Origin of the sequence: Candidatus Uabimicrobium helgolandensis (assembly GCF_041508025.1) — a bacterium.
Classification (GTDB): domain Bacteria; phylum Planctomycetota; class Uabimicrobiia; order Uabimicrobiales; family Uabimicrobiaceae; genus Uabimicrobium; species Uabimicrobium helgolandensis.
In genome coordinates this window covers 5,939,637-5,960,864 of sequence record NZ_CP165719.1, presented here as the reverse complement: position 1 = coordinate 5,960,864, position 21,228 = coordinate 5,939,637, and the positions used below count along the sequence as shown (strand labels likewise).

At 35.6% G+C, this 21,228-nt stretch carries 18 protein-coding genes and 3 pseudogenes; 12 read left to right on the top strand and 9 right to left on the bottom strand.

Translation table 11 applies throughout. From position 1 onward, the window contains the following. Position 1: 1 nt before the first annotated feature. From UABHE_RS22160 to UABHE_RS22125, 8 genes are all read left to right on the top strand, one after another. Positions 2 to 3,016, top strand: coding sequence for a hypothetical protein (locus UABHE_RS22160; RefSeq protein WP_372365475.1), 3,015 nt, complete (start codon positions 2 to 4; stop codon positions 3,014 to 3,016). Positions 3,017 to 3,029: 13 nt separating this feature from the next. Beyond that, positions 3,030 to 4,247 carry a formylglycine-generating enzyme family protein gene (locus UABHE_RS22155; protein WP_372365474.1) on the top strand — a complete coding sequence of 406 codons (1,218 nt, stop codon included), beginning with the start codon at positions 3,030 to 3,032 and terminating at the stop codon, positions 4,245 to 4,247. A 2-nt stretch (positions 4,248 to 4,249) separates the two neighbouring features. After that, entirely contained in the window at positions 4,250 to 4,678 is a 429-nt protein-coding gene (locus tag UABHE_RS22150) for a hypothetical protein (protein WP_372365473.1), read from the top strand. A 68-nt stretch (positions 4,679 to 4,746) separates the two neighbouring features. Continuing rightward, entirely contained in the window at positions 4,747 to 6,084 is a 1,338-nt protein-coding gene (locus tag UABHE_RS22145; protein WP_372365472.1) for a DUF4157 domain-containing protein, read from the top strand. A gap of 71 nt (positions 6,085 to 6,155) precedes the next feature. After that, positions 6,156 to 6,740 carry an EndoU domain-containing protein gene (locus UABHE_RS22140; protein ID WP_372365471.1) on the top strand — a complete coding sequence of 195 codons (585 nt, stop codon included), beginning with the start codon at positions 6,156 to 6,158 and terminating at the stop codon, positions 6,738 to 6,740. A gap of 139 nt (positions 6,741 to 6,879) precedes the next feature. Then, a complete protein-coding gene (locus UABHE_RS22135) occupies positions 6,880 to 8,073 on the top strand; it encodes a pre-toxin TG domain-containing protein (protein WP_372365470.1) in 1,194 nt (397 codons plus the stop codon). Continuing rightward, on the top strand, positions 8,074 to 8,499 hold the full coding sequence (locus UABHE_RS22130; protein WP_372365469.1) for a DUF6334 family protein: 426 nt from the start codon (positions 8,074 to 8,076) through the stop codon (positions 8,497 to 8,499). A gap of 163 nt (positions 8,500 to 8,662) precedes the next feature. Next, complete coding sequence (locus UABHE_RS22125) at positions 8,663 to 9,280, top strand: hypothetical protein (protein WP_372365468.1); 618 nt, start codon at positions 8,663 to 8,665, stop codon at positions 9,278 to 9,280. A 204-nt stretch (positions 9,281 to 9,484) separates the two neighbouring features. Here UABHE_RS22125 and UABHE_RS22120 read toward each other — a convergent pair. From UABHE_RS22120 to UABHE_RS22105, 4 genes and pseudogenes are all read right to left on the bottom strand, one after another. After that, positions 9,485 to 10,028, bottom strand: a pseudogene (locus tag UABHE_RS22120) (IS6 family transposase); the annotation flags it as partial. 73 nt (positions 10,029 to 10,101) lie between these two features. Beyond that, positions 10,102 to 11,334 (bottom strand): group II intron reverse transcriptase/maturase, encoded by a 1,233-nt coding sequence (gene ltrA / locus UABHE_RS22115; RefSeq protein ID WP_372365467.1) that lies wholly within the window; start codon positions 11,332 to 11,334, stop codon positions 10,102 to 10,104. A 511-nt stretch (positions 11,335 to 11,845) separates the two neighbouring features. Next, positions 11,846 to 12,082 (bottom strand): annotated as a pseudogene (locus UABHE_RS22110) (IS6 family transposase); the annotation flags it as partial. A 182-nt stretch (positions 12,083 to 12,264) separates the two neighbouring features. Further along, entirely contained in the window at positions 12,265 to 13,056 is a 792-nt protein-coding gene (locus UABHE_RS22105) for a DUF6531 domain-containing protein (protein ID WP_372365466.1), read from the bottom strand. Positions 13,057 to 13,233: 177 nt separating this feature from the next. Here UABHE_RS22105 and UABHE_RS22100 point away from each other — a divergent pair. Beyond that, positions 13,234 to 13,637, top strand: a pseudogene (locus UABHE_RS22100) (recombinase family protein); the annotation flags it as partial. Positions 13,638 to 14,112: 475 nt separating this feature from the next. On the opposite strand, the gene UABHE_RS22095 reads toward UABHE_RS22100, so the two are convergent. The 5 genes from UABHE_RS22095 to aat form a co-directional block, all read right to left on the bottom strand. Continuing rightward, entirely contained in the window at positions 14,113 to 14,937 is an 825-nt protein-coding gene (locus UABHE_RS22095) for a class I SAM-dependent methyltransferase (protein ID WP_372365465.1), read from the bottom strand. Between the two features lie 51 nt (positions 14,938 to 14,988). Further along, positions 14,989 to 15,174, bottom strand: coding sequence for a hypothetical protein (locus UABHE_RS22090; protein ID WP_372365464.1), 186 nt, complete (start codon positions 15,172 to 15,174; stop codon positions 14,989 to 14,991). A 630-nt stretch (positions 15,175 to 15,804) separates the two neighbouring features. Beyond that, entirely contained in the window at positions 15,805 to 16,158 is a 354-nt protein-coding gene (locus UABHE_RS22085; RefSeq protein WP_372365463.1) for a hypothetical protein, read from the bottom strand. Between the two features lie 2 nt (positions 16,159 to 16,160). Then, entirely contained in the window at positions 16,161 to 17,120 is a 960-nt protein-coding gene (locus tag UABHE_RS22080) for a glycerophosphodiester phosphodiesterase (RefSeq protein WP_372365462.1), read from the bottom strand. A 153-nt stretch (positions 17,121 to 17,273) separates the two neighbouring features. Beyond that, on the bottom strand, positions 17,274 to 17,969 hold the full coding sequence (aat, locus tag UABHE_RS22075) for a leucyl/phenylalanyl-tRNA--protein transferase (RefSeq protein WP_372365461.1): 696 nt from the start codon (positions 17,967 to 17,969) through the stop codon (positions 17,274 to 17,276). 110 nt (positions 17,970 to 18,079) lie between these two features. Between aat and UABHE_RS22070 the strand changes: the two genes are divergently transcribed. Genes UABHE_RS22070 through UABHE_RS22060 form a run of 3 tightly spaced genes read left to right on the top strand, consistent with a single transcriptional unit; the run spans position 18,080 to position 21,145 of the window. Further along, positions 18,080 to 19,483: an aldehyde dehydrogenase family protein gene (locus UABHE_RS22070; protein ID WP_372365460.1), complete on the top strand. Its 1,404-nt coding sequence runs from the start codon at positions 18,080 to 18,082 to the stop codon at positions 19,481 to 19,483. Positions 19,484 to 19,539: 56 nt separating this feature from the next. Continuing rightward, complete coding sequence (locus UABHE_RS22065) at positions 19,540 to 20,712, top strand: aminotransferase class V-fold PLP-dependent enzyme (RefSeq protein WP_372371666.1); 1,173 nt, start codon at positions 19,540 to 19,542, stop codon at positions 20,710 to 20,712. 4 nt (positions 20,713 to 20,716) lie between these two features. Then, positions 20,717 to 21,145, top strand: a complete 429-nt coding sequence (locus UABHE_RS22060; RefSeq protein ID WP_372365459.1) for a hypothetical protein — start codon at positions 20,717 to 20,719, stop codon at positions 21,143 to 21,145. The last annotated feature ends 83 nt before the right edge of the window (positions 21,146 to 21,228 follow it).

The window sequence follows — 21,228 nt, the reverse complement described above, 5'->3', positions numbered from 1 at the left end:
AATGAAATGGTGGATATTTTGGTTGATTGTGCCTTTTATAAACGGACAAGAAGCGATTTCTGAATTTTTTAGCTTCACTGAAAATCAATCGACAGAAATCAATACTATATGGCAATCCGAAAAAGATTTGGATGATCACATTGCACAACATCCATATAGCTCATCATCTATCGCTGCTTTAGAAATACGCGAGTATTTTTTGGATTTAAGTCATTCTATTGATAAGTACAACAAGTTTATAGAGCGTTACTATGACAACATCGCTTCACTCGACAAAATTGATAAAGTATTTGCTCTTTATAAAGAGCAAAATCGCGTGTCGGGCTATTTAGACTTTATTAGACGTTATCCAAACACAGCTCATTGTTTTTTTGCCAAACAGCATATTTACAATGCGGTATTTTCATTTGTTCGCAGTTTGAACAGCGTGGATGATTGCGAAAAGTTTATCGAACTATTTCCCGACGCGCCGCAAATAAATGAAGCCATCAAGCTACTTTATCATTTATCCATACAAGAAGAGCAAAAGCTAGTAAAAGCGCAAGTTGCTAATGCAACTAGTTTTGATGACTCGGATGCTTGGCAACAACGACGCAGTCTAAATTTACTTCGTCTATGGCAGCAGAAAATAACGACTTCTTTGCAAAAAGATTCACTTATCGAAATTTGTCGCGCGCAACGACTAGCTATTGTGATCGATAAGGTCTACGCTTTTAGCCCAGCGCAAACGGAATTATTAAAAGACGATAACTATAAAAAAGCAAATGAGCGATTGGAAAAAAGTGGTGGTAAAAAGTATCAAAAGTTAGTGACGGCACTGCACCAAGAAATGCTACGCGATGTTGTTGCTGTTGCTCATTGTTTGACGCGTCATAAATTTTACTTAGCGCAAGAAAAAAACACCGTTGAAAGTTATCAAAAATTTGTCGGCATTTTTCCACAGAGCTTGCATACTCTTTGGGCTAGACGTAAAGCTCGTCAAGCTGCTGTTTTAGAGGAACGCGAACAACGTGGAGAGCAGAAAAAAATGCTTCCTGAAGGTTTTTCTACCGAAAAACTCTACACTACTGAATCTTATGCGAAAATTTGTGGTTGTAAAAAAAGTTTCAGTGAGTGTTTTATGAAAAAATGGCACCAAGAAATAGTTAATTTACAATTTGCAGAAAAAAAACGTATCAATGAGTTGTACCAAGAAACTAAAACAAGAGATACAAAATCCAAAGAGAAACTTCGTAAAAAGCTCCAAGAACTAAAAAATAAGTATCTGCAACTTCAAGAAAAAGCAAGGAAAGAACACGCAAAATCCAGAGAGAAGCTTCGCAAAAAACTTCAAGAACTAAAAAACAAGTATATACAACTTCAAGAAAAAGCAAGGAAAGAACATGCAAAATCCAAAGAAAGAATAGAAGAGTGTGCACAATTTAAAAAAGAACTTGATCAAAAGCTAAAAAACGAATTTGATATTTCTTTTACAAAATTAAGCGATAAAGAAGTTCATTCTTTTACAAAATTAGAAAGTTTATACAAAAAGCGTTCTAACGTTGCTTTATTGCAACAGCAGAGAAAAGTTGGTTTTGTGGCGCGTTCTAACGATCCTGATAGCAACAAATATGAAGATATCCTAAACGATTATGCTAACTCTTTAGATGCTAGGCTTGAAGAAATGCTTGTTGATACAGAGCAGCGTTTTTTTTATTTGCTTGCCAAATGGCGCATGACTGTACGGAAAATTGCTCGTTCCATTTCAGCAAGTTCAGATGATATTTTGCAAGCAGAGATATACTGGGAAAAGTTAAATGTTTATTCTTCTTTATATTGCGATCAAAGTGAATTTTCTAAAATAGTTCATCTTGAAAACCTACGCAACATCATGACTGAAATAGCAAATAAAAAAGAAAAAGAGATTCGCCAAAGTAATCAAAATTTAGTAGCGCTTTTTGCTCAAAAAATAGAAGTAATAGCTGGAAATAATCCAGATTTAAAAGATGCGTTAGTCCAAGCTCAAACTCATATTCACCAGTTAGAGTTATTGTTAGTTTCTGCTTTTGAAGCTATCGAAAAGGCAAATAGCTATACAACTACCCAAAAGGAATTACAAATACCATACAACGAGCTCGTTAAATTTTCACAAGCAAGACAAAAGATTATAGATTATTTTAACGATAACTTATGGGAACCACCGCTTATTGACAATAATCTACAAATACAAATATCAAACACATGGAAAAATTTTCCGATATTTCATATCAGTAAAATGCAAAATAGTTTTTCAACAGTTGATATAGATAAGAAACTACAAAAATTAAAAGGAGCTGATACTTCTTTCTCTTTTTGTTTACCTAATGAAATCAAATGGGATAAAACCCCATGTCCGAGTGCACTAGGAGTGTTGCAAAAAATATATTCGTTAGAGCTGGGATCAAAGGCTAAATTTTATTTGCAAAAGAGAGATTTTGATGCGTATTTTCAAGCACAGTACGAAGACATTTATAAGAACGCTTACTATTTGCAAATGTTAGTTCTCCCTAAAGAACAACCATCATTTGTGTTTCGCCAATCTAATTATCTACATTTACAGCAAATTCCATGGCAACGAAAATCTAATGTTTGTGAGAATATGCAAAACTTTGTAAAAAAAATAGATAAACTTGCCATCAATCGCCGTAGCTGGCTGGTAAGTGCTTTAATTCAGACTAAGAACTTTCAAGAAGCAATCAGTCGCGACTTAAATCACATTAGCGACAGTATCGCTGACAAGATAGATGAAACAAAGATAGATGAAACAATGATAGATAAAACAAAGAGAGATGAAACAAAGAGAGATGAAACAAAGAGAGATGAAACAAAGATAGATGAAACAAAGATAGGGAAAATAGGAAAGGTGTTAGATTACTTAAAAAGAATTAGCCAAATAGACCGCGAACATGCTTTTTTAACTGCTGCGCTTTCTTTGTCTTACCGCCATGCGCAACTACCACTACAAGCGGCTTTAAAAATGGCTTGGTTACTGTATTAATGAAAGAAAAATAATGAAAACAACAATTCTTTTTATTTTGATACTAAGTTGTGTGGTTGTCGCTCAACAAAATGAAAAAAATAACCGCAAAATAAAGCTACTTTCTTTGGGAAAAGTTCAAACCTTTCACAAAGAACAAGCAATCCCTATTCGTTGGCGCACCGAAAATTTTCCCGAGAATGCGGCTATTTTTATTCAGTGTATTATCACGGAAAAGAAGCACTCTCTCAAAAAGAAGCACTATATTGTTTACGGATTACCTCATAACTACCCGACCTTATCTAGTGACTTAGGATGTTACATGTGGCGACCTAACAAAAAATTTACAGATGATCAAAAGCTACAAATTGTTGTCGGCTACGCAGAAATTCGTCCTTTTTCTTTATTTTATCCAGAAGTAGATGGTTTTCGATATTCTGGCTTCCAAACATATTCTGTTGCAGGACATACACATTCTGTTCATGAATACATACATGAAAAAACGCAATTAGAATTTGTACTCATCCCAAAGGGAAGTTTTACAATGGGAACTGGTTCTGGAGACCAAACACCGCAAAAAAAAGTTCATGTAAGTTCCTTCTTAATAGCTAAGCGTGAAGTCTCTAAAAAACTATGGGATAAAGTGGTTCGAAAAATAAAAAGTACAGAATCAGACTCAAAGAAGTCTGACCCAAAAAAACCTGATCCGATGGAGCCAAAAACGATGGTTTCATGGAAACAAGCTCAGTTGTTTTGTAAGAAGACAGGTTTACAACTTCCTAGCGAAGCGCAGTGGGAATATGCTTATCGTGGCAATAACTCCTTTCCCTACTTTTGGCAAGAGAAAAACCAAGAATCTACAAAAGAAAAGCAGCAAAATCAAAACCCAAATCAACAACAAAATCAAAACCAAAATCAACAGCAAATTCTTTCGGCAAAAGGCTATGTATGGTATGATCAAAGCTCTGATCGCTGCGTTCGAAGAGTAGATAATAACATAAAAAGCAATGCCTTTGGTTTAAAAAATATGGCTGGCAACGTTCGAGAATGGTGTGCTGATTATTATTCTTCTAAATACACGACAGACCAAGTAGATCCTATCGCTCCGTGGGTTTCCGATCATAGAGTAGTGCGCGGAGGTTGTGTATTTAGTAGTAAAGAACTATGCTCGGCAAACTACCGTTTTTTTTATAGTGAAACATATCGTGCACCTAATCTTGGTTTCCGTCCTTGTTTCAATTTGGAGAAATAAACATGGAACAAGTTTTAGTTACCGGAGACTTAGCCATTTTTATGCCGATGTTCGGCGCAGCTATTGTTACAGTGTTACCTGGTACTCTATCAGGAAGCGCTAGTAGTTATAAAGTAACTAAAAAAGTAGCTTGTCTTGATGGTGATGAGAAAAAAATATCGGTTCCCACTACTTACATTGCACCGCCGTTTGTCATTCCAGGAATGGGAAATCTCAAGATCAAAAAACTAGCCTCTGATCAACTTTCGCAAAAAACCAAAGTAATGGGAAAGAAATTAATGCTGAAAGGGCAGTTTTTTGAAGCGGAATTCCAAGTGACAACACCAGCTCAGCAACCAGCAGTACCTAGCCCTATTCCCGATGCTACACCAATGTATAGTGGTAAAGGTCAGTTTCAACCAACAAATTTATTCGTGACAGATAAAGGCTAAGCGGTTCTAAAAGTAAACTTGAAACAAAACAGAAAGTCGTTTGAAAACATCTCGTTGAAGGATTAAAAATGATACATAAAGAAATTACCCGTAAGAAAAACACGAATCAAAAATCCCAAATAAATAATTCAGCAGCGAAAACAAAACATTTAAAATTGTTACAAAAGAAACTTGGAAATCAAGGTGTAGCGCAACTGTATAAAAGACAATTTGCAAACAAAAAAAGCGCAAAAAAGCAGGCAAAACATCTACAAGGTAATGTAAATCAAACAGGTATGCCTGATCAAATCAAACGCGAAATGGAAAATTCATTTGGAACAGATTTTTCTGATGTGAAAATACACCATTCATCAAGACTCGCTGTAGATATCGACGCTCTAGCTTTTACCCAAGGAAATAATATTCACTTTGCTCCAGGACAGTACGAACCGACAAACCAAAAAGGAAAAAAGTTACTCGCACACGAGTTAACACACGTTGTTCAGCAAAAACAAGGTCGCGTTCGTCCAACAAAAAAAATAGGAAGTATGTTTATAAATGATGCATCTTCTTTAGAAAACGAAGCTGACTTGATGGCAAATAAAATTGTTCAACGGCAATCGAACACGAAGACACAGAGTCATAGCAGTTACTATACAAACATAATTCAAAGAAAACTGGATACTAAAAAAAGTGTAAATGATAGTCTCAAAATTATAAATTTCTACTTGGATATTGCACAGGACAAACAAAAAGCAAAGGTCTTAGAAACCGCTGCAGAAAAACTAATGTTGATGAAAAGCAAAGGAAATGATCAAGAAGTTGTGGCAGCGACCGAGCCAATTCTTGAAATGTGGAATAAGCAACAAAATGTCTCGAAGGAAGTTATTCAAAGAAATGCTGCAACAGGTTTAGCACTCACAACCCCTATTTTAGTTCTAGGTCCTCCTGGATGGGTGTCATATGCCTTGCTAGCCATAGGTACACTTTCAGTCGGAATCGCGCTGCATCAACGAACAGCGACCAGAAGCAAAGCCAAGGCCAAAGCAGAACCAAAAGTTATAGCTAAAACAGAAAAAGAAAAATTGCAACATCGCGGCAGACTACAAGTGCAAGGCTCTGATATACAAGAGCGTTTAAAAACAGATACTGCTGATTCTTGGCCATGGGCAAGGTTAAGTTCACCAACGGCAAAAGAAGCTAACATAGGACTAACAAGCCTGCTACCATCTTTAACTGAAAAAGAGAAGAAACGCCGCGTTGCAGGCTTTGTGGAAGCTTCGAAGTTTATTACTCGCGCAAAAAGCGTGGGAGGGATACCGGCACCTTTCTCTGACAGTTTTCCGACTGATAAGAGTAAACGTGATAAAAAGTATCCAGATGCAAGAGTTGATATAGAAGTAAAAAAAGGACACGCTTTTATTTGATAATAAGTTTTAATTAACCATGAATTGATGGCGAACAAGGAATAACACTTCTATTTTACTACGGTAATCAAATGTATAAAAACGTTAACAAAAAACAAAATAGAGCCTCAAATACAACAGTGAAGTTTTCTTACACTAAATCAACGAGAATTTCGTCTTTGCAAAAGAAAATGGGAAACAGGTCTTTTGCTAAAATGATGCAATCAAATCACTCAGGAAGTAGCCAAGTTATTCAAAAAATGGACCCTGCAGGAAAGCACAAAAAAGAAAAATTGCAGAAATTTGAGTCTTCTTTCGAACATCTTGCTGGAGAAAGAAACAAAGATGGAGATCTTGTTGGAGGTCACTTAGTTTCAAGTATGCGAGAAAAATGGAAGCAAGAAGTAGAAATTCAAGGTTCTAAGTCGGATAAAAATGGTGTTTTTGAAGGACGGTGGCGTTTGAATGGTGAAGTATGGAAAAATAGTACTTTTTTTCCTTTGGACTGGAGCCTAGATAGGTTGAAATATGAGTTAGAAAATGCTCAACAGAGAAGAGGCATAATAGTATTACCAAGTGGAATTGTTGTACAAAAAGCAGGAGATACGTTTTATCCTAAAATTTCTGTTGATGACAAAAACACGAAAAAAAAGAAAAACAAGAAACAAGTTAACTAAAGTGCCAGAGTTTTTTAACAAAACGTTTTTCAGTATCTTTTTGCCCATAGTGAATTTGTTGTTTCTTTTCTTACAAGTGTGGTGAAGGTTGTTTAGCAAAGACAAACAAAAGGTAAGTTTTATATTTTACGGTGGTCAAATGTATAAAAAGATTAACAAAAAACAAAATAGAGCATTAAATACAACAGTGAAGTCTTCTTACACTAAACAAACGAGAGTTACATCTTTGCAAAAGAAAATGGGAAACAGAGCTTTTGCTAAAATGATGCAATCAAATATTTCGCGAACATTGCCAAAAATTCAAGTTCAAAAATTGCAAAGCCAAACGATAAAAACACCTATACAAAAAAAAGCTGTAGAAGAAAAGAAACAACAGCAATCGCCGACTAAAGATGTAGAAAAAGAAGAACAGCTTCTCGAAAAAGCTCCGCCAATAGACCAAGGTTTTGTCAACAAAGCGGTGAGCTTTTTTAAAACATATGCCGCTGATATGGGAGAGCTAGCTATTGGCTTGATTCCAATTATTGGAGATGTTTACGACGCTATGATCGGTATTATTGGTTATTCGCCAATAACAGGCCAAAAGCTCGATGCTTTAGACCGCTTACTATCTATAGCTGGGGCCATTCCTATTCCTTTTGTTTCGGGAAAAGTTCTTCGTATGGCAAAGGGAATTGTCCAATGGATTTTGGGAAAGACAAAAATCACCAAGATATTACGTTATGCAACTGGAAAAGCAAGCGGTTTTGTCAAGAAAATGTGGAATAAAGTGAGTAGTTTCTTCAAAAACAAATTTGCATCCAAGATAAAAAAAGCCGATCCTGAGGTACCAACAAAAAAAACTAAAATAGGTGGTGGAGATAAAGCAACGGAGTTACCTATCGCACTTGGAATGGCGAAAACGATAGAAGCAGCACATGATGCTAAAGATAGCCCTGTACCTCTGTTACTTGCTTCGCTCAATACTTTAAAAAAACGCTTTACATGGATTAAAAAGTTTTCGGCTAAACCTACAGGACCAAATCACTATAAAATAGTCATGCATGCTAGTGAAAACGACGTTGGAGATTATACCGATGGAAAACCAAGATTAAAATTAACAAAATCTGCAAAAAGAAAACTTGGTAACTTAATTAATATTAAAGACAAAGACGCTGCCCAAGCTATTTTAGATAGAGGAGGAAATGCTAGTAACGTAAATAAAGCATTAGGAAATCATCTAAGAGAAAAAACTGTTGGTGAAATTGCACAAATGGCTTCAGAGGGTGATAAGGCTGCTGAAAGCGCATTGAAAATAATAAAACAAGCTGCTAAAAAAGGAGCAAAATATTAAATGGTGAAAAAATTTCAATCCATAATTGAAAACATTGTAGACCGCGATATTTCTTTGACAGACGTTTTCGCATACTTCGAAAAATTTGATAAAGAAAGACAAATGCTTATTGCTATTTCTTTTAAATTTGAAAATACTTTATTGCAGATTAAAGCAGAGGATGATGATTCAATTTCAATCCACTCAGAAAATCAATTTGATTGTGAAAAAAATATATACCAATTTGATCTTGCCAATTTAGAATTTTGGAAGGCATATTTAGGAAAACCGTTACTCTGGTCTTGGACCATGTTTAACAACTTTGGGTACTTTGATGGCATTCAATTGGAATTCGTGGAGAGCACTAAAATACAACTATTGGCATGTGGTAGTGAAATAAAAATAAATTGTGTTATAGCACCTTCTACAAATGTGTTAGGTGTTTAAAAATTTATTCGCAATCTTGCTTTCGACAAGGTTAATAACCAAGACATTCATACGTAAAACAAGCAAAGTAAAAATATGGCTGCTCATACACTCAAAAAACCTCGCTAACAAAAACTCTATTAATCTTCAAAAGTAATACTGTTTGGAAATTCAAGGCGATAAAATGAATGATAAAGCTAAAAAAATAACCCTGTTGTCCTGCTTACTTTTTTGTATTGCTTTCGTCAGCGTATGGCGATGGAATAGGCATCAGGAGTGGCAAATAAGGAAAAATGTATTCTGTGCGCATGAAATTTTGCGTAATATTTGGAATGAACAGTCAGTTCATCTGCAAAAATCGAATAAGTTTTTTGACTTTTCAGAATTGCGTAAAATTACAAAAAATGAATTATTGCAAAAATTGACAGACAATATTGAAAATGGAATTGTAAAACGTCATGGTTATCATTTTTGTATTTACCTTTTATCTGGAAAAAGCAATATTTATATTAGTGGTAAGGAACGGCTTGGTAATAAGGCAATACATAAAAATTTTATTTGTTATGCATGGCCGATAAAGCGTGGTGAAACAGGAAAATTTGCGTTTGCTATTGATTGTGGTAGGGATCTATACATGTGTAGAAATTCTATACAAAAATACTCTGCTGACAAAAAACCTTTTGCGAAAGCTTGCTTTCGCAGAAAAAAACTTGAATGTAACGACAACGAATTTTGGGTAACAGCAGGAAGTGATTTTTGGTTTGAACATGGGAAACAACAGCAGTCATTTATTTGTGATTAAAAATTCTAGGTCATAGTAAAAAATTCGCCAGTAAAAATTTTCTCATACCGTCAGAAAAAATAGGTAATACTCCTTTACAATAGCATGTCATTTAGTGTAAAACGGAAAATAATGAATGATAATGTTTTTGGAGACCACCAGATGCGTAAAAAAGGTCTGACACCCTTATAAAAAAAATCCGAAGTTGGACTATTGAGAATTGACTTAGCTTTTTTGTATTTCAAGGTCTGATTCAAGTATTTTGAACAGTTCTGCGAAGGCAGAATCGCCGAGTTTAAAGCATCTTTCGATAAGTCTTACTTCGCCGATAATCCTTTTTTGTAGCTGGAAAAATCTTGCTTGTCCCTTTTTCAAGGATCTCATAATTTCAAAGCCTTTTATAGTTGCATAAGCGGTTTTCATTGATTTAAATCCAAGCGTAGGCTTTATAAGTCTTTTGAGTTTTCCATGATCAGATTCAACAATATTATTGAGGTATTTAACTTGCCGATGTTCTGTTTCATGAGGGAGTGTACTTTCCTCTTTGAGTTCTCTGATGGCAGCTATAGCATCCAGCTTTATCAGTATTAATTACGCGGGGCATTTCCCAATCTTTACGTTTGCGAAGAATTTTTCCTAAAAAACGTTTCGCTGCATTTGCATTGCGAGTTGCGGAGAGGTAGAAATCAATGGTGTTTCCGTTTGAATCTACAGCTCTATACAAATAAGCCCATTTGCCTTTTACCTTGACGTACGGTTGAGTAGATCGAGGATTTTCACCTCAACCCCTCCAAGAACCGGACGTGAACCTCGCAATTCATCCGGCTCCTACCATTCAAGTCTTACGGTGAATATCCACATTTCCAATGAATAAAAAGCATTGAATTTGTTTTTGCAATATGACGCAAATATTTACTAGCACGTATCTTGTGTCGAGCAAACGATTTGAACTTTCTACGTACCCATCGAATGAGATAATTATTGAAATTTCTCCACAATCTTTCCATCATAGAAGGATAGAATTTTCCATAATATCCATACCATCCACGCAAAATAGGATTAAATATCTTCGATAAGTCGAATAATGATTTCTCATTCTTCAGCTGTATATGCCAACTGCGCATTCGCCGATTTATTGCTTTCATCGATACTTGACTGATTGCTGGGAGAAAATTAGGATGAACATTCCCCTGTTTATCTACACATCGTCTTGGACGAAATGTATATCCTAAGAAGTCAAATTTGATATTACAATATTCTTCTCTTCGATTTCTATCTTTACAGTAAACGATACTAGATTTTTGTTGATTAATTTCAAGACCACACTCTAGAAATCTTTCCGTAATACGTTTGAGAATGAACTCTGCCTGTTGCTTGTTATTACAATGTAAAAGACCATCATCTGCATAACGACAGAAAGGTATTGATGGTAATGATCGTCTAACCCAGGCATCAAAAGTATAGTGTAAAAAGAGATTGGAAAGAACTGGACTAACAACTCCACCTTGTGGTGTTCCTTTTTTTCGAAGAGTCAATATTCCATTATTTTCTTGTAATGGTGCTTTTAACCAACGTTCAATATATAGTAATACCCATTTACAATTACAGTGATAGCGGAGCGCTTTCATAAGTAATTTATGGTTAATATTATCAAAAAGACCTTTTATGTCAAATTCCACAACCCAGTCATAATTCCAACACCGTTTTCTTGTAGCTGCAATAGCTTCATGTGCTGATTTGCATGGGCGATATCCATAAGAATCTTTATCGAAAATAGGTTCAAGAATAGGCTCTATAACCATTTTTACTACTGTTTGCGCAATTCTATCTGTTATTGTTGGAATTCCTAAAATCCTTGTACCACCATTTTTCTTTGGAATTGATACAGCTTTAACTGGTGGTGGAAAATAGCTACCTGACGATAATCTATTCCATAATTTATATAGATTATTCTTCAAATTGTTTTCGAAATCTTCAATCGATTCTCTATCTACTCCAGGTGCTCCTTTTTTCGACTTTACTTCTAGGTATGCTTGCCATATAAATTTTTTGGATATTTCAAATGACTTTGCCATACTCAATAGCTCCTCCTGTCTTCAGTTGGCTAATTGATTCTGGCTGAATGATCAAGTCCCTTTGCTCCACTACCATTACAGTAGTTTCATCGCTACTACGAACTTGTCCGCCCCTGCACAGCACATTGATATTATCAGCCTTGCATTTCTGCTTGAACTTTTCTCTTAACATTGCTATAACAGGTTCCCGTTGTTCAACATAAGAGCCCAGATTAAACTCGCGCCACCTCTATGCCGGACACCACCTAGCCAGTAAACAGGTTTCCGCTAGATTTATCCTGAAGCAACGAAAACTCCTCAGTTTTGATGTCATTTACGCCTTTCGACACTTGAACGGTGGTTCACTTGTGTTCGCCTTTTCAATCCTCACCTGATACATTGAATTGTACCTTTTCCGTAACGCTCACGACCATAACTCTTAATCACAGCCGCTTACGGTGGTTTGTAACCTATTCCTGCAAATCGATTACGAGGGACCTACCCTCATCTCTTACGCTGCTTGCAACGGCGCACTTTCGTCGACGCGCCAGCTATCATTGAAGGAATTTTTCGTGTGCCATTTCAAGCGTTTATGCATTTCAGGAGCATAATTTTGAACCCATCTGTAGATCGTTGTATGATCGACTTTAATTCCTCGTTCTTCAAGCATCTCTTCCAGTTCGCGGTAACTAATACCGTATTTACAGTACCATCGCACTGCCCATAATATTATTTCACCTTGAAAGTGACGCCATTTAAAGTCGCTCATTATTGCTCCATTCATTTTTTATTGTGAATTATACAAAAAAACTTAAAATGAATGGATAATTTATTTTTTGCAACAGCACCCTTCATTACTGTAAGAGTGAGTAATTTTATTACCACAAGGTGTTGTTATTGACTCGAGTAAACCCTCTTTCGCTGATCCATCTATTGGGAAGAAACGATAAATCATACCATCTCTTTCGCTGATCCATCTATTGGGAAGAAACGATAAATCATACCATCTCTTTCGCGCAACAATACAAAACTGTCGTCGTCCTCTATCATTCTCTTAAAATGGAAATCAGGTGAAACAAACTCACTATTTACAACTTCATACTGATCTCCGCGCAACCGACCACTGTAGAGTACAACCGAGCCATCTTGTTGTGGTACTATTCTTCGCGAGTGATTATCAGACCAGTTGTTTCCAAAGCGCCCTTCGAATTGGACACGCGAGCGATATGTTAATTGAAATTCAAAGTCTAGCCCTCTACCTGCTATGTCAAGAACACTCATCCCCATAATGTAATCAAGTGAATTCAGGATAATTGGGTCTCCAGCGTTGGCATCTGTACCTGCAAGATTTATAGTTGCTGATGTTCCAGCTGTAAAGCATTTACAAGTACTGCATCCACAGTTTGCTGAATTTCCTGTTTTGTTCATTGCTACTGTTACACAACTTGGGTTATTCACTGCTGGGTTGTCGTATGGATGTTCTGTGGTCACAACACTGCCATCGTTTTCTTTTACTTCGCGGTCAAGTCCACCACCTTGATTTTGATTTTCTCTATAACAATTAAAAGTTGGGTTTGTTGTTGTTTGACCAAACATCGCAATAATGTTACCAATGTCATTTATATCTATTGCTATTCCACCTGTTATTGCTTCTTGTGGATTTGCAATTGTTTCTACTGGTAAGAATGCATCGTTTTCAAAGTTTCTGGCGTTGATAACCTCTACACCGTTATTAACCGCCACTGATACTGCGACACCTTCATTTTGGTCGTTTACTGTGAAACTTTCGATAAACTCATTATTTCCACCAGGAACTAATATTTCTTCTGAAACCCTTTGTCCGCTTTGGATAGTAATTGCGTTAAAATCTCCTGTCGCAATATCAAAGTTTATTGCAAGATATCTTTCTGTTCCTATGTTACTGAATTATCCAGACTTGGGAGAAACCTTATGGTGATGAGCATTCTTCATGATTTTATGGAGCGCGATATAAAGTATTCACCATTAAAGAGGCGTATGAGCTTGGAAGTAATATTAATTCGAAAGTTCTTACTTTTGCTTTTAGCTTATCCACGGAAATAGAAAGAAGTCTGATTTCTCAACGTACAAAAGAAGCTCTTGCAAGAAAGAAAAAAGAAGGAAAAAAATTGGGTAGGCCGAAAGGTCGTTTATCTTTCAAAACTAAATTATCTGGCAAAGAGGATACTATTCAGGAATTACTACAAAATAAAGTTTCTATAAGTGCCATTGGAAGAATTCTTGGTGTTTATAGACTTACAGTGGATCGCTTTATTAGAAATCACAAATTAGAAACTCTTTTGTAAAATAGCAAATGGGCATATAAACCTCTAATTACAAAAATCGCAAGAGCTTGAGGAACTTTATCGGGGGTTCTGGGAGGAACCCCTACCCGAAAGTATGCTTAAGAATGACTTTCTCTTGCTTGCTTTTTATTTTTTGAATTTGTTTTTATTTGGAAAGGGAATTCTTATTTAGTTTTTTATTTTCTCTATATCCATAAAGGCTTACGTTTGAATTTGGAAGTTTTTTTTCCTGTTATCCTTTTTTCTATCTATGACACTAGTCATGTCTTTAATTATAGTTTTAAAGAGAAAATTTAATAATAGTAAAGTTTGATTTACTCTAGTCGTTTTAAAAATGATAGAAAATTAGTATCTCTCAATATTATTCAACTCTTTTTTTAGTGTTGATAAAATAGTATATAGTGATTAAAAACTACTAGAGCAAGGTCTCAACGAACTTTAAAAAAGCTTTGCATTTAGTGTCTCAAACAGGTTTTTAGAGTTTTTCTGCTTGTAAATACAACATGGGAATAGGCATTTTTATCTCCCCTTGTTCCCTGGCAATACTATCTAGTTTAGTTTCCAAAATAGAAAAAACTGTTTGCTGCTCCTCTAATGGAACAATGGATAGCCAACTTTCAAGAAAACCGCATTTCACAAGGTAGTGGCGAAAAAAAGCTTTTGAGTTTAAAAATCTCAAAGAAAAATTATCTTCTATTTTCTTTACTATTTTAAATCCTACATTTTCCAATAAACTGGACACAGAAAAACTGGTTCCACGGTGGTCTTCATTTTTTTGCAATTTTTCTAAACTTTCTTGTAGCCTTAGGTCACGTAAAGTCTCTGCAAATATATTATAAAATGGTTTCATGTGTCCTTTTAGGTTTGTGGTAATTACAAGCGTTGCATTTTTTTTAGCAACACGATAACATTCTAATAAAACTTGTTGTGGATTATCAAAATTGTTTATTCCCAAGTTAGAAACAATTAAATCAAATTCTTCTTTTGCAAAAGACATTTCTTGGGCATTTTGTTCTATTATGCGAACATTAGGTAGGTCATATATTTTTTGCTTTTCTCGGGCTTTTTCTAATGCGTCTTTCCATATATCTATACCTGTAATATCACAATCTGGACCAAAGGTATGTGCTAACTCAAAAAGAGGAAATCCCGTAGCACAGCCTATATCTAGAATATGTTTATAAGCACGTATATCTAGATTATCAAATAAAATATGCCCAAATCGCGACGACCAGAGTGATAGTTCATCTAATACAAAAGCTACTTCTTGTAAATTTATTTTATATTGTAAATATTTCATTTATGTATTTTCTTTCTATGCGCAAATTACCAAAGATAGATATTCCTTAATTTATCTCTTTCTACTAATACCGAGAATTATTTCTACTCTTTTGCGCAATCGAAATGCTATTTGTCGAGCGTAATCTTCTCTTATTCCTAATTTTTTAGCGCTGTGAGCAATCGTCTCTTTGTCGTATTTTGCTCTACGCATTAAAAAGGCATATTCTTTCTCGTTAAGTTTACCTTTTAGCGCCATAAGAAAATCCAGTTCCCCTTGGCTAATTGTTATATGTTGTTGAATTTCAGAGACAAGTCCTCCTTAGATTGTATGCAAGAGAGCAGGATTTAGGATTGAGGTATTGAGCCTACACAGGTTATGAATCTAACCAACTGCTCTCTACCTTGTAGCATTGTTAGTCTATATCCAGAGTTAATGCGCTGCAAGTAAAAAACGCATAGATTTTTTGGTGTGATTGGTGAGTTTGTCACGTTCTTGGACTCAGCTATTGTTTTACTATTCTTTTACTGCCTTAGAGTTTGTCACATAAATTTTTCTTTGTGACAAAAAATTTAGCCTAAAAGATTAGGCGTGTCGACATTTGAACTTCATTTTATTTTAACAAAATAACGCAAAAAACTAGAAAAATAGCGTCTAAAAAATTGATAGTTCTTTTATCTCTGATTGCAATAGCTCAACGACTTGGTTATCTTAGAAAGCATAAACGATACAAAGAGATTTTTCCTTCCGTGGTGCAGCTTTGTGAGTTTATCTTTTTTATAGATATATTTTATTAGCTATGAGCCATGCTGTTTATCGTACAAAGTTGTGGACAGCTGTAATCTGCCTCTGAGTTGATGCAATAACACGCCTTAATCTCGAACAAACTTACTTATCGCTATAAATAAATTGTTCTGACATAGCAGTAGTACCAATTGCTGCTAAGGGAATACCTATTATTTTGACTGGCATTAAAGCTCCGTAGCCTAACCAAGGAGTACGATTTTGCCATCCCCATATTTGTTTGGTTACTCTAGGAACGTTAAGAGTTCCTCGTGCAGGATTTACCAAAACAATGTCTACAACGCAAGCAACGATATATGTGGGCAATAAAACGGGTGACAGTGCTAATTTTGTTGCATCACTTTCAGGAAAAGTACGATCGCGTAGATAGTTCGCGGTTGGTAATTGACAAGAAGTAAAAAAAACACAAGCGCATATGAGTAAACAATATTTTTTCATATTTATTCCTTTTCCTTTGATAATTGATTAATCACTTGGACAACTCGATTGGGATGGTCGGATATAATTCCTCCGACGCCTGAATGAATGAGAATCTGCATTTGTTGTGGATCATTTACCGTCCAAACATTTGTCTTTATACCTTCTTTTAGAGTATTAGTAAGAGGTTCTATTGGAAGTTCTTTTTTATGACGAAAAGAGATAGAGTCAAAACCAAAAGTGCGTAAGTTTAGATTTGCAGCGTCGGCTTGGATCATCTTACAATAATTACCTGGATTAAAAATGCGCTCTACGCACAAAGCTGCGGTCGCTATTTTTTTGTTATATTTTTTACATTTAACTAACTGGTAGTGATCGAAAGAAGAAATGAGAACTTGTGCTTCTACTTTTTCTTTTTCTATCAGCTCTACGATTTTTTCAGCTATGTTGGGATAAAATTGCGATACAGCTTTGATTTCGATATTAACATAACAATTTTTCTTTTTTACAAAACGCAACACTTCTTCTAAGGAAGGGATTTTTACATTACCACTAGCATACAACTTTAGGTCTTCTTTAGTAATAAATTTTTGCTCTTGTTGTGTATAAGAAATATTTGGTATTTTCTTTAAAAACCATGAACCAGCATCGAGTTTCTGCAGCTCTTCGTAGGTGAAATCTGCAACAAAATAGCTTTTGCGATCAGGAAATACTTGTGCAGCGTTTGTGCATTTTGTTAAAACATCGTCATGAAACACTACTGCAATATCATCTTTCGATAAGTGCACGTCTAGCTCAAACATATGAGCTCCCATTGCGATCGCTTTTTCAAAAGCAATCATTGTGTTCTCTGGTGCATAAGCACTGGCTCCACGATGAGCTATTATTAGGACATTGTGCGGTTGCTGTTGTCCATGTAAAAATGGATTTTCTTGCGCCCATATATTTAAAGATACCAACACTATTAAAATATATTTTCTCATTTTGTGATCTCATTCATAGTAAAATAGGCAAAACTCAAATTATTTAAGCAGAGTAGCAAGACACTTTTAAAGTGAATATACTGCCATGTGCTTTCAAGGTAAAAAAGCGAGTGTTGAAAAGTTCTAGTTATAGAAATAAAAATGCGTTTTAATCTAAAATATTTGTAGATCGTCGTCAAATTTCCATTTTTCTTTTTTAGTGGTATATTGTAAAGCTTTTTGTAAGGTCGCTTGAAATATTTCACGCTTATACAGTTTTGCACCGAAACGCGTTAGGTGGTCGGTTTCCATTTGACAATCAATTATGTGAAATTTCCATTTTTGTAGCTGTTTAACTAGGTAAACAAAGGCTATTTTCGAAGCATCACTTTCATTAGCAAACATTGACTCTCCATAAAATGCACGTCCTAAAGATATGCCGTATAGTCCTCCAACTAATTTGTCATCGAGCCAAGCTTCACATGAGTGTGCGTATCCACTGGTATGTAAACGTGAATAAGCGTTAATCATATCTTTATTGATCCAAGTTCCATTCTGGTCAGGGCGCTTTTTTCGGGCACATGAAGAAATTACTTTACGAAAAGAGGTGTCGAGAGTTATTGTGAATCTTTGTTTTCTTATTGAGTTACGTAAAGTACGCCCCACATATAATTCTTGGGGCAAAAGAACCATTCGTGGACACAATGAGTACCAAAGAATGGGAGGGTAGTTAAACCAAGGAAAAATACCTTTTTTGTACGCTTCTATTAACGTTCTTGTTGTTAATCGTCCCCCAATAGCGACGAGGCCGTTTTCGTCGGCTTCGGCAGGATCGGGAAAACTACTATTTGGTAAAAGATAACGAACCATACACATCCTACACATCGTTAGCTGAATAATTTATTGGAAGTTCAGAGAATAATTTATTATAGTTTGACAAATAGCGACAAATTTAGCAAGTATTTTAGAGGGATGACATTATGTCTGAGATTGAACGTATATTTCGCTTACAAAGTGAGTACAGCGAAACAATGAAGAAAACAACAGCGAAACAAAGAATTGAACTATTAAAGAAAATAGAACGCCACTTATATCAAAAAACACCTGAAATTTACAAAGTGTGTTACCAAGATTACAAAAAAGGGGAAATGGAAGTTGATCTCGCAGAGATTATGCCGGTAGTTTCCGAAATTAAGCACACTATACGCAAGTTGAAAAAGTGGATGAAGCCAAAAGCAGTATCTCCATCTCTTACTATGCTTGGAACAAAGGCTCGTCTTCACTACGAGCCCAAAGGAGTAGTTCTCATTATTTCTCCATGGAACTATCCTGTCAATTTAACTCTTGGTCCACTAGTTTCAGCTCTTGCAGCTGGAAATACTGTTATACTGAAGCCTTCGGAACTGACACCTAATATTTCAAGCTTCTTGAAAAACTTTATCGGAGACCTTTTTGAAGAAAAGCAAGTGGCAGTGATTGAGGGTGGTGTCGAAGCTTCAACAGAGTTATTAGAACAGCCTTTCCATCATATTTTCTTTACAGGAAGTCCGATGGTAGGAAAAATAGTTATGGCTGCTGCGGCAAAAAATCTAACTTCTGTTACCTTAGAATTAGGCGGAAAGTCTCCGGTTATTGTCGATGAAACGAGCAACGCCAAATCCGCTGCTGAAAGCATTATGTGGGGAAAGGTTACCAACAATGGCCAAACTTGTATTGCTCCTGATTATATTTTCGTGCAAAAAAACAAAAAAGATGAATTGATTGGCGCATTAAAATCAGCGCTAGAAAAATTCTACGGAAAGCAAAGTATAGAGAAGAATAACGATTATTGTAGAGTAGTTAACAATAAACATTTTTTACGCGTTAAACATCTTATCGATGAATCTATTGCTGAAGGTGCTAAATTGGAATGGGGAGGAGAAACAAACGTTGACGATAATTTTATATCTCCTACAATTCTTTCAGAAGTAAACTCTAATCACGCTGTTATGCTGCAAGAAATCTTCGGACCTGTTCTACCTATTATGGAATACAATGATATTAAAGAAGTGCTAAAATATGTGAACAATAATCACAAACCACTTGCGATGTATATTTTTAGCAGCGATAAACGACAAATCAAGGAAATTATTGCGCAAACATCTGCTGGAGGAACCGCAATCAACAATACGATGATTCACTTCTCACATACCAATTTACCTTTTGGGGGTGTAAATAACAGTGGTATTGGTAGCAGCCACGGGTTGTTTGGTTTCAAAGCATTTTCACATGAACGAGCTGTTTTATACCAGTCGCGTCTTTTTAACTTATCGCGAATGTTTTTTCCGCCATATACATCTACCAGAAGAAAGCTTCTACAGCTAACAATGAAGTATTTTACTTAGAAAACTACCAATTTGCGATATGGTGCGAGTTTATACAAACTAGGAGATAAGCAGTGATGTTTGATATTGATCAATTGCGAGAAGATACACCGGGAACAAAGAGCATATTTCACTTTAACAATGCAGGAGCTGCTCTCGCGCCTAAAACAGTTACTAAGTCTATCAGCGATTATTTACATGAAGAAGCTCTCTGCGGAGGTTACGAGCTAGAAAGTTTTTTCTCTGAACGTATTAAAAATGTATATACCAGTATTGCAAAATTACTTGGGTGCACAGAAGAAGAAATAGCGATTACAAATAGTGGTTCTTATTCGTGGAACAGTATTGTCTATGGTTTGAATTTTGAAAAAGGCGACAAAATTCTCGTATCTCAACACGAATATGGCAGTAATATAGCATCATTACGTCATATTTGTGCGACAACAGAAGCTGAACTTATTTATATAAAAAATGATGCGCAAGGGCAAATTTGTTTACAATCTTTACAGGAAAACCTAGATGCGAAAGTTAAATTAGTCGCTATAACACATATCGCCTGTAATAACGCTCTAGTAAATCCAGTGTCTCTAGTTGGAGAAATTGTTTCCAAGACACCTAGTTTTTATTTAGTAGATGCCTGCCAGTCAATAGGACAAGTAACCATTGATGTAAAATCAATAAAATGCGATGCCTTGGTAACTACCGCACGAAAGTGGTTAAGGGGTCCGCGAGGAATAGGATTTGCGTATATTGGTAAATCAAAAGAGAACTATATTTGCCCTGCGCAAATAGAGCAGTATACCTTGCAATCACCGCAAAATATTCTTAGCGATTTAAAGATACGCAGTGGAGCGAAAAAAATAGAGTTGTCAGAAAAAAATTACGCTCTCATTCTTGGACTTGGAGTTGCTGTTGATTACGCTTTACAGTTAGGAATCGAAAACATTGAACGCCGCATTGGTGATTTAAGTAGTTATTTGCGCAAGCAATTATCGCAAATTAAGGGTGTTTATGTTCGCGATTTAGGAACAAAAAAGTGTGGGATCGTAACATTCACAGTTGACGGTTATCATTGCACAAATATCAAAAATGCATTGCTGCAAAACAAAATCAATGTTTCAGTTATGCCTTCTTTCCTTAGTCCTCTCTCAAATATTGTGGAAATAATTCGAGCGTCTCCACACTATTATTTACAAAATAACGATATCGATCATTTTTGTTTAACTCTTCGCAAAATTCTAGGTGCGTAATGTTTTGGAAAAAAAGCGAAAAAAAGAAACGGAGATCAATATTTGTAAAGACAAGCGATATATTTTGAGTACTCCAAATAAAAATGCTGAAGTTATTGTTTTAAAATTTTCGGGTCATTGTGGTATTGGTTCGCGTGGGAACGAAGATACCACCTATATGTATCGCGTTGTTGTTGGCGAAATACCCGATATAAGAAACGTACAACCAAGAAATATTATTGTGGATTGTAGCGATCTTCATTACAGTTGGGGAAATGGTATTGCGGATCTGATCTATCTCAATGATGTTCCAGAATTAAACGTTATTTTTGTTATTGGTGATTTTTGTCGCAAAGGTTTTAAAAGTTTGTTTGCTGCATTTTGCCCAGTGAAAGATTCATTGATACATGATAATTTAGAAAACGCAGTACTCGAAATCGAAAAACATGTGTGAAATTTTAAAAGGTATCTAAGATATCAATATTTAGGCCGTATAGTAAAATGCTAACGCACCTAAATAATATGCTAAAACAACCA

Excerpts from the sequence above, each read along its gene's own strand:
- UABHE_RS22160 (WP_372365475.1), top strand. The coding sequence starts at position 2 with ATGAAATGGTGGATATTTTGGTTGATTGTGCCTTTTATAAACGGACAA.
- UABHE_RS22155 (WP_372365474.1), top strand. The coding sequence starts at position 3,030 with ATGAAAACAACAATTCTTTTTATTTTGATACTAAGTTGTGTGGTTGTC.
- UABHE_RS22150 (WP_372365473.1), top strand. The coding sequence starts at position 4,250 with ATGGAACAAGTTTTAGTTACCGGAGACTTAGCCATTTTTATGCCGATG.
- UABHE_RS22145 (WP_372365472.1), top strand. The coding sequence starts at position 4,747 with ATGATACATAAAGAAATTACCCGTAAGAAAAACACGAATCAAAAATCC.
- UABHE_RS22140 (WP_372365471.1), top strand. The coding sequence starts at position 6,156 with ATGTATAAAAACGTTAACAAAAAACAAAATAGAGCCTCAAATACAACA.
- UABHE_RS22135 (WP_372365470.1), top strand. The coding sequence starts at position 6,880 with ATGTATAAAAAGATTAACAAAAAACAAAATAGAGCATTAAATACAACA.
- UABHE_RS22130 (WP_372365469.1), top strand. The coding sequence starts at position 8,074 with ATGGTGAAAAAATTTCAATCCATAATTGAAAACATTGTAGACCGCGAT.
- UABHE_RS22125 (WP_372365468.1), top strand. The coding sequence starts at position 8,663 with ATGAATGATAAAGCTAAAAAAATAACCCTGTTGTCCTGCTTACTTTTT.
- ltrA (WP_372365467.1), bottom strand. The coding sequence starts at position 11,334 with ATGGCAAAGTCATTTGAAATATCCAAAAAATTTATATGGCAAGCATAC.
- UABHE_RS22095 (WP_372365465.1), bottom strand. The coding sequence starts at position 14,937 with ATGAAATATTTACAATATAAAATAAATTTACAAGAAGTAGCTTTTGTA.
- UABHE_RS22090 (WP_372365464.1), bottom strand. The coding sequence starts at position 15,174 with ATGGCGCTAAAAGGTAAACTTAACGAGAAAGAATATGCCTTTTTAATG.
- UABHE_RS22085 (WP_372365463.1), bottom strand. The coding sequence starts at position 16,158 with ATGAAAAAATATTGTTTACTCATATGCGCTTGTGTTTTTTTTACTTCT.
- UABHE_RS22080 (WP_372365462.1), bottom strand. The coding sequence starts at position 17,120 with ATGAGAAAATATATTTTAATAGTGTTGGTATCTTTAAATATATGGGCG.
- aat (WP_372365461.1), bottom strand. The coding sequence starts at position 17,969 with ATGGTTCGTTATCTTTTACCAAATAGTAGTTTTCCCGATCCTGCCGAA.
- UABHE_RS22070 (WP_372365460.1), top strand. The coding sequence starts at position 18,080 with ATGTCTGAGATTGAACGTATATTTCGCTTACAAAGTGAGTACAGCGAA.
- UABHE_RS22065 (WP_372371666.1), top strand. The coding sequence starts at position 19,540 with ATGTTTGATATTGATCAATTGCGAGAAGATACACCGGGAACAAAGAGC.